The following is a 281-nucleotide window of genomic DNA, read 5'->3' as shown; positions in this document are numbered from 1 at the left end:
CCTGTAGTATCATCTACAGTCCAGGTGCCTTCGCCTGGTACCACTAACTCATCGTTATCGCCATCGCCATCCGTATCGGTTGCGCCTGCTGTTACAATGTTTACTGTACTTGCATCTATCGTTCCATCTGGATCTTGATCGATACCATTGCCATTGTCTGCAAATGGATCGACTACCGCTGGTGTGTTCGTTGGTAAGCCTGTAATATCATCGTCTTGGGTTACTGGTGGCTGTGCATCAAAGTCTAACGTGATTGTTGCTTCGTTTGATGTGTTGCCATC

General features: G+C 47.3%; 1 protein-coding gene. It reads right to left on the bottom strand.

What is annotated here, in order from left to right:
• Positions 1-281, bottom strand: a 281-nt coding sequence (locus tag ACVC43_RS00020; RefSeq protein ID WP_452222523.1) for a hypothetical protein, incomplete at both ends; no start/stop codon positions are given.

It is taken from the genome of Lacinutrix chionoecetis (assembly GCF_053604665.1).
Note: the sequence above shows the minus strand (reverse complement) of the source record. Positions and strands in the feature narration are given on the sequence as shown.